This window comes from Pontibacterium granulatum (genome assembly GCF_029961155.1).
GTDB lineage: Bacteria > Pseudomonadota > Gammaproteobacteria > Pseudomonadales > Balneatricaceae > Pontibacterium > Pontibacterium granulatum.
This window is the reverse complement of record NZ_JASBRH010000067.1, coordinates 1-533: the sequence shown is the minus strand read 5'-3', so window position 1 is coordinate 533 and position 533 is coordinate 1. Positions and strand designations below refer to the sequence as shown.

The 533-nt window shown below is 51.4% G+C and carries 1 protein-coding gene; it reads left to right on the top strand.

Annotated elements, in window-relative coordinates; translation table 11 throughout:
* Positions 1–264: 264 nt before the first annotated feature.
* Positions 265–533 (top strand): phenylacetate--CoA ligase family protein (locus QKW35_RS21255; protein ID WP_425608017.1); only part of this gene is annotated, 269 nt, incomplete at its 3' end.

The following is a 533-nucleotide window of genomic DNA, read 5'->3' as shown; positions in this document are numbered from 1 at the left end:
TACCGGTGGTCGTTACGCCCTGTGCACCATGTGTATTGGTGTAGGTCAGGGTATCGCGATCATCATTGAGCGCGTTTAAGCATTGGTTTAAACGCGCTATAGGGTAGCCCACGATCCCTATAAAAGGGGCTACCCTATGAAATACACTTGAAGCAGTTGCCAGAGTGGAATTTCGCAACGCTGCAAGTGATAAGCCGTCCGCAGAGACGGGTGTTCTGACAATACGTCTGACATGACAACAAACCAGACAGGACAACTATAACGATGCAATTCGATAACTCTTCTCGCCGAGCGCTCGACCCTATTGAGACCGCCAGCATCGATGAGCTGCGCGACCTGCAGCTGATCCGCATGCAGTGGAGCATCGCCCACGCGTACAACAACGTGCCGGCATACAAGAAACTGTGTGACGAGAAAGGTGTTCACCCGTACGAGCTTAAAAGCCTGGACGATTTGAAAAACTTCCCGTTCACCACCAAAGCGTATCTACGTGACGCCTACCCGTTCGATTCATTCGCGGTTCCGATGAATGA